The organism is Arthrobacter sp. P1_A5 (assembly GCF_056406825.1).
In genome coordinates this window covers 1-6,563 of record NZ_JBFTZL010000194.1, presented here as the reverse complement: position 1 = coordinate 6,563, position 6,563 = coordinate 1, and the positions used below count along the sequence as shown (strand labels likewise).

General features: G+C 68.2%; 5 protein-coding genes and 1 pseudogene. All 6 read right to left on the bottom strand.

Annotated features, from left to right (window positions below):
* Window positions 1-102: 102 nt before the first annotated feature.
* Complete coding sequence (locus AC1D1S_RS18195) at window positions 103-306, bottom strand: ubiquitin-like protein Pup (protein ID WP_026266331.1); 204 nt, start codon at window positions 304-306, stop codon at window positions 103-105.
* Window positions 307-396: 90 nt separating this feature from the next.
* Entirely contained in the window at window positions 397-2,070 is a 1,674-nt protein-coding gene (gene dop, locus AC1D1S_RS18190; protein WP_028275578.1) for a depupylase/deamidase Dop, read from the bottom strand.
* On the bottom strand, window positions 2,067-3,878 hold the full coding sequence (gene arc / locus AC1D1S_RS18185; RefSeq protein WP_476995108.1) for a proteasome ATPase: 1,812 nt from the start codon (window positions 3,876-3,878) through the stop codon (window positions 2,067-2,069). The genes dop and arc overlap by 4 nt, the downstream gene beginning before the upstream one ends.
* 84 nt (window positions 3,879-3,962) lie before the next feature.
* Window positions 3,963-5,060, bottom strand: a complete 1,098-nt coding sequence (locus AC1D1S_RS18180) for a tRNA (adenine-N1)-methyltransferase (RefSeq protein WP_028275577.1) — start codon at window positions 5,058-5,060, stop codon at window positions 3,963-3,965.
* A 101-nt stretch (window positions 5,061-5,161) separates the two neighbouring features.
* Complete coding sequence (locus AC1D1S_RS18175) at window positions 5,162-6,349, bottom strand: site-2 protease family protein (RefSeq protein WP_476995107.1); 1,188 nt, start codon at window positions 6,347-6,349, stop codon at window positions 5,162-5,164.
* Window positions 6,342-6,563, bottom strand: a pseudogene (locus AC1D1S_RS18170) (HAD family phosphatase); the annotation flags it as partial. The pseudogene AC1D1S_RS18170 and the gene AC1D1S_RS18175, both read right to left, overlap by 8 nt.

Sequence of the window (6,563 nt, the reverse complement as noted above, 5' to 3'; positions counted from 1 at the left end):
CTGTTGTTTCCTGCACTAACGCTCTCCCTCAACGTGGTGGATCAACGACTCTTCCGGCCCTTAGCCCCTCCCGCCGCCCTCATCCGGCGGCCGGCGGCGCTCCTACTGGCCGCCCTTTTGGACGAATGCGCGCACGAATTCCTCGGCGTTGGACTCCAGCACGCCGTCGATCTCATCGAGGAGATCATCGACGCCCTGGGTGGCTGCCGACGCCTGGGCGTCCGCCGGGGCCGGCGGCGCGGCGGGGACGTCCTCGTCAACCTCGGTGTCCCGCGACTGCGGCTGCTGCTGCTCCTGGCCTGCCATTGTTTTCTCCTTCATGTCCGTCCCTTTTCTCCTAAGGGACATCCTGTAGCAATAGTGCCACGCCCGGGGCGCGCGCGGGGGGCTTTGTTTTCAGGAACCGGGGCTGAGTCCGAGCAGTTCTGCCAGGAACGTCCCGGCCTCCCTGTGCCGGGCAAACAGGCCGCCGGTGAGGGCTTCGGTCCCGCGCAGCGGCTCGCGGGTTGGGACCCGCTGGAGCCTGCCGCGGCCGGGGACATCGAAGATCACCGAGTCCCAGCTGGCCCCCGCGAGGTCTGCACCGAACCTGCTGACGCAGCGCCCGCGGAAGTACGCCCGCGTGTCCGACGGCGGTTCGGTCACCGCACGGGCGATCGCGGCGTCGTCGACGATCCGGCGCATCCGGTCGCGGGCCAGCAGCCGGTAGTAGAGCCCTTTTTCGGGGCGGATGTCGGCCCACTGCAGGTCCACAAGGCCCAGCCGTGCGTTGTCCCAGCCCAGGCCGTCACGCTGGCGGTAGCCCTCGAGCAGGGACAGTTTGGCGAGCCACTCGACTGAGGATGCGGCCGCCGCCCGGTCACCGCCGAGTTCGCTCAGTGTGGCGGACCACCGCTCCAGGACCTCGTGAGTGTGGCCGTCACCGTCCACGGCGTCCGCGACGCCGGTGTCCTGCGCGTGCTTGGAGGCGGCCTCGAAATAGATCCACTGGAGGTCCAGGGCGCTGATCCGCCGGCCGTCGCCCAGGCGCAGCAGCCCGGTGAGCGAGGTGTCGTGGCTGACGGCCTGCAGCGCGGCGACGGGCTCATGGACTTCGATCCGCGGCGCCAGCCCGGCCTCGATCAGGCTCAGGACCATCGCGGTGGTGCCGAACTTGAGGAAGTTGGAGGCCTGGCTGAGGTTGGCGTCGCCGATGATGACGTGCAGCCTGCGGTATTTGTCCGCGGTGGCGTGGGGCTCGTCCCGGGTGTTGATGATGGGGCGGCGGATGGTGGTTTCCAGGCCCACTTCGGTTTCGAAGAAGTCAGCGCGCTGGCTGATCTGGTAGCCGGCCCGGGCGCTGTCCTGCCCGAGGCCCACCCGCCCGGCACCGCAAATGATCTGCCGGGTGACGAAAAACGGCGTGAGGCCGCGCACGATTTCGCCGAAGGGCACCGAGCGGGGCATCAGGTAGTTCTCGTGCGAGCCGTAGGAGACCGATTTGTTGTCCGTGTTGTTCTTGTACAGGTTGATCGGCGGCAGTTCGGGATCCGCGGCGAGGCGCCGGACCGCGGCCAGTGCCACGAGGTCGCCGGCGGCGTCCCACGTGACGGCGGCGCGGGGGTTGGTCACCTCGGGGCTGGAATACTCCGGATGGGCGTGGTCCACATACAACCGTGCGCCGTTGCCCAGCACCATGTTCATCAGCAGCGTGCCGGACTCGTCCTCGCCGTCGGCCTCGAGTTCCTGCCGCCCGTAGGCGAGGGCGATCGCCTCGGCGTCGAGAACGGGAGGCTGGTCGGTGAGTTGTTCCGGGTCCGCGCTGCTGCGCTCCAAGGTCCAGCCGCGGGCGTCGTGCAGCGGTTCCTCGTCCGTGTAGTCCCACCGGGTCTCGGCGCCGCCGGCGGCGCGCTGCCGGGTCACCTGGGCATACGCCTGAATGACCCGGGCTGACATCATCGTGGCGTTGGCTCCCGGGGCCGAGGGCGCGTGGATGCCGTATTCGGTCTCCGATCCCATGACCCGCATCGCCCCGCCGACCGGCAGCCCGCCCGCAGTGTCGGCGGGCTTGCCGGGGACAACAGCCGTCACAGGTACTGGCCTGTGCTGGGCATCGTCTCGATGGACTTCCCGGGCTCCTGGCCGGCCTTGCCCTGGACGATGGTGCGGATGTACGTGATGCGCTCGCCCTTCTTGCCGGAGATGCGTGCCCAATCGTCCGGGTTGGTGGTGTTGGGCATGTCCTCGTGTTCACGGAACTCGTCCACGACCGCCCGGAGCAGGTGGTCGATCCGCAGGCCCTTCTGGCCGATGGTCAACAGGTCCTTGATGGCGTACTTCTTGGCCCGGTCCACGACGTTCTGCACCACGGCGCCGGAATTGAAGTCCTTGAAGTAGAGCATTTCGGTGTCGCCGTTGGCGTAGGTGACCTCGAGGTATTCGTTGGACTTCTCGGTGGAGTACATCGCCTCGACGGTGCGTTGGACCATGGCGTCCACGGTCGCCTGCACGTCGCCGTTGTGCTCGCCGAGGTCGGACTCGTGGAAGGGCAGGTCCGTGGTGATGTACTTGTTGAAGATGTCGGCCGCGGCCTCGGCGTCGGGGCGCTGGATCTTCACCTTCACGTCCAGGCGGCCCGGGCGCAGGATCGCCGGATCGATCATGTCTTCCCGGTTCGAGGCGCCGATCACGATCACGTTGTCCAGCCGTTCGACGCCGTCGATCTCGCTGAGCAGCTGCGGGACGATGGTGGTTTCGACGTCGGAGGAAATGCCGGTGCCACGGGTGCGGAACAGCGAGTCCATTTCGTCGAAGAACACCACCACCGGGCTGCCCTCGGACGCCTTTTCCCGGGCGCGCGCGAAGATCAGGCGGATGTGGCGTTCGGTCTCGCCGACGTACTTATCGAGCAGCTCGGGTCCTTTGATGTTCAGGAAGTAGCTCTTCATGTCCGTCTTGCCGGCGCGCTCGGCAGCCCGGGCGGCCAGCGAGTTGGCCACGGCCTTCGCGATCAGGGTCTTGCCGCAGCCGGGCGGGCCGTACAGCAGGATGCCCTTGGGCGCCTYGAGCCCGTGCTCCCGGTACAGGTCCGGGTGCAGGAAGGGCAGTTCGACGGCGTCGCGGATCTGTTCGATCTGCGGGCCCAGTCCGCCGATGTCCTGGTAGGTGATGTCCGGGACTTCCTCGAGCACGAGGTTCTCCACCTCGGAGCGCGGGATCTTTTCCAGCGCGTACCCGGTCCGGGAATCAATCGAGAGCGCGTCGCCGACCCTGAGCCGCTGGGCGAGCAGGGCGCCGGAGAGCCGGATGACCCGCTCCTCGTCGGCGCGGCCCACTACCAGGGCACGGTCGGGCCCCAGCATTTCCTTGAGCGTGACGAGGTCCCCGGCCCGCTCGTAGCCGAGTCCGGCGACCACCATCAGGGCTTCGTTGAGCAGGACTTCCTGCCCGACGGCGAGCTGGCTGATGTTGACCAGCGGGCTGATTCCCACGCGCATCTTGCGGCCGGCGTTGAAGATGTCCACGGATTCCTCCGTGGCCGCCTGGCCGCTGTTCCCGGCCGTCGGCTGCCGTTTCGGGTTGAGCTGGAGGATGGTGCCGAAGCTGTACGGCGGCTGTCCCTCCTGGTCGAGGGCGTTTTTCAGCCGCAGGATCTCGGCCTTGGCCGTTTCCAGCATGCTGACCAGTTTGGAGTTGTTCTGCGTCGCGGCGGCGAGCTGGCGGTCAATGTGGCGGAGCTTGTCCCGGAGGATGTTGACCTGCCGCTCGGCGACGGACAGTTCATTGGTGGCATACCGGTCACCCTCGCCGTCTGCGGCGCGGGCCGCATCCGTGCGGGCGGCAGCATCCGCTGCGTCCTCGGCCGGTGTGCGGCCCGGGTCAGTATTCGGAGTCTCCATCGTGCATCAGCCCCTTCCTGCTCTTCTGTTAAGACCATAGCCCTAAGAAGGCGGGTGCCGCTGGAGACATCCGAAATATGCTGCCTAGTTCGTTATCTCCGGGGCGTCGACGACGTTCGTTCCGGCGATTGCGTCGCGGGCGGCGCGGCGCAGCTTTTTGTCCGAGACCGCACGCTCGCCCACAGCGCCCGGGGTCCAGGCGTTGACGTCTTCTTCGTTAAAGTCGGTCTTGGAGGGGCGGCGCTTTACCGAAATTCCCGTGACGCCGTCGGCGAGGCGGCGGGTTACCAGCAGGAAGCCCGTGTGGGCGACCATGCGGTGGTCCGGGCGGACGGCCAGGCCTTCGAGATGCCAGCCGCGGACCATGGATTCCCACGCGTCGGGTTCGGTGAAGCGTCCGTCCGCGCGGATGGCTTCGGCTGTCCGCGAAAGCTGCGTCACAGTCGCGACATAATTGATCCATACGCCGCCGGGGGCCAGGACGGTGGCGACGGCGTCGAGGCACTCCCACGGCGCGAGCATGTCCAGGACCACGCGGTCCACGGAGCCTGGTTCCTCGGTGCGCACCACTTCCTCCTGGAAGTCGCCAAGGGAGATCTTCCAGGCCGGGTGCGGTCCGCCGAAGATGGTCTCGACGTTGCCGCGGGCGATGTCCGCGAACTCCTGGCGGCGTTCGAAGGAATGCAGGTAGCCGTTGTCCCCCACCGCGCGCAGCAGGGAGATGGACAGGGCGCCCGAGCCGACGCCGGCTTCGACGACGCGTGCGCCCGGGAAGATGTCCGCCATGGTCACGATCTGGCCGGCGTCCTTCGGGTAGACCACGGCCGCGCCGCGGGGCATCGAGAGCACGAAGTCCGAGAGCAGCGGACGCAGGGTCTGGTACTGCTGTCCGACGTTGTTGACCACGACTGAGCCGTCGGGCTTGCCGATGATCTCGTCATGGTTCAGGAAGCCCCGGTGGGTGTGGAAAGCCCCGCCGACTTCGAGGGTGATCGTGTTCATGCGGCCACGCTCGTCCGTGAGCTGGACGCGTTCGCCTTCACGGAAGGGTCCGCGGCGGCGCGCCGCGCCGGTGGCACCATTCGCGCCGGCGGCACTGCTGGCCCCGGCGGTGGGAGTGTCAGTGCCTGCGGCGGCGGTGGTGTTGGCAGTGTTAGTGCCTGCGGCGGTGTCGCTGCTCATGAAGATGTTCCTCGCTCCTGTAAAGCTGTGTGGCCGCGGACATGCCGGCGGGCACCGGTCCTTGCGCGTGGGGGCCGGAAATTCACGACCGCCCAGTAACTCTACCGGTTCTGCCCCTGGTTCTGGCGTTCGTTCCGGTACTTGCCCGTTATGGCCCGGACGACGGCGGACTGGCGCAGCAGCCCGGTGACGGCGCCCTCGCGGTTCACCACCGCGTACTCCTGGCCCTCAAGCTGGGCCAGGTACTGGACGAGCTCCTGGCCCTTGGACCATTCGGGGACATAGGCGCCCGCGCCAAGGGGGTAGGAGACCGCGGTCAGGGCGGTCGCTGCGGCCAGTCCGGCCGGCACGCTGGCGGCGGCGCCGGCGTCGACGATGGCCACCGGACGGCCGTCCCGGTCGCACAGCACCACGGCGGGCTTTCCGCCCGGCGCCCGGTCCAGGAGGTCCGCGACCGTCGCGGTTTCCGGAAGGCCGAGGGCGGGTTCGGCGAGGGCCGCGGCGTCGACGAGGTGCAGCCGGCMCCGCAGGCGGGCCTGCTGGATCGAGGCAGACGCCCCCATCCACAGGAAGCTGCCCACGAGGGCGGTGATGAGAGTGAAGGAAATATCCGGCCGCGCGCCGCTGACCAGCGGCAGGACAATGAACCACAGGGCGAGGGCGATCACGATGATGCGGCCCGCCCAGCCTGCCGCAATTGTGCCCTTCTCCTGGCTGCCGGTGGCTTTCCACACGGCGGATTCGACCAGCCGGCCGCCGTCCAGCGGAAGGCCGGGAAGGACGTTGAAGATGCCGATCAGCAGGTTGGCCCAGACGAAGATGTTGGCCAGGATGTCGGCCACGCCGTTCAGGTCGCCGTAGGCAAGCGGGAGCCAGCCTGCGCCRGCAAGGACGAAGTTCGCGGCCGGGCCGGCCATCGCCACCAGGACGGAGCGGCCGGGTGAGGCCGTGAAGCTCTGGAACTGGGTGTGGCCGCCCCAGAGGTTGAGGACAATTTTCTCCGTGGGCCAGTGGAACAGCTTCGCGGTCAGCGCGTGCGCGAGTTCATGGGCCAGCACGGAAATCAGGAGCAGCAGCGCGTAGGCGAAGGCGACGAAGAAGGCGGTGACGCCGAGGCGCGGATTGTTGCTCTGCAGGACCGGCCCGTAGGCGATCACCGYGAAGGCCGCGATGATGAACCAGGAATACGCCAGAAATACCGGAATGCCGGCGATCCGGCCCAGCGGGATCCCTTCCCGGCGGTTAGCCGGAGTCTTTCCGCGTTGCCCCTGGCTGCCGGTGTCAGCCACGGGAGTGGCCCGCGGTCGAGAGCGTGGTCGAGACTGTGGTCGAGACCGTACTTAAGCGGCCGGTTGGGTCCGCGGCGGCGCCGAAGGTGGCGTCGGGGAAGTCGTGCCGCAGGGCCACGAGCTCCTCCAGGTCAGCGACTGTCCGGCCTTCCAGGGTGTTCCAGGTGGCGCGGCGGGGATCGTGCGGGAGGGGCAGGATGTGCGGGATGGCGAC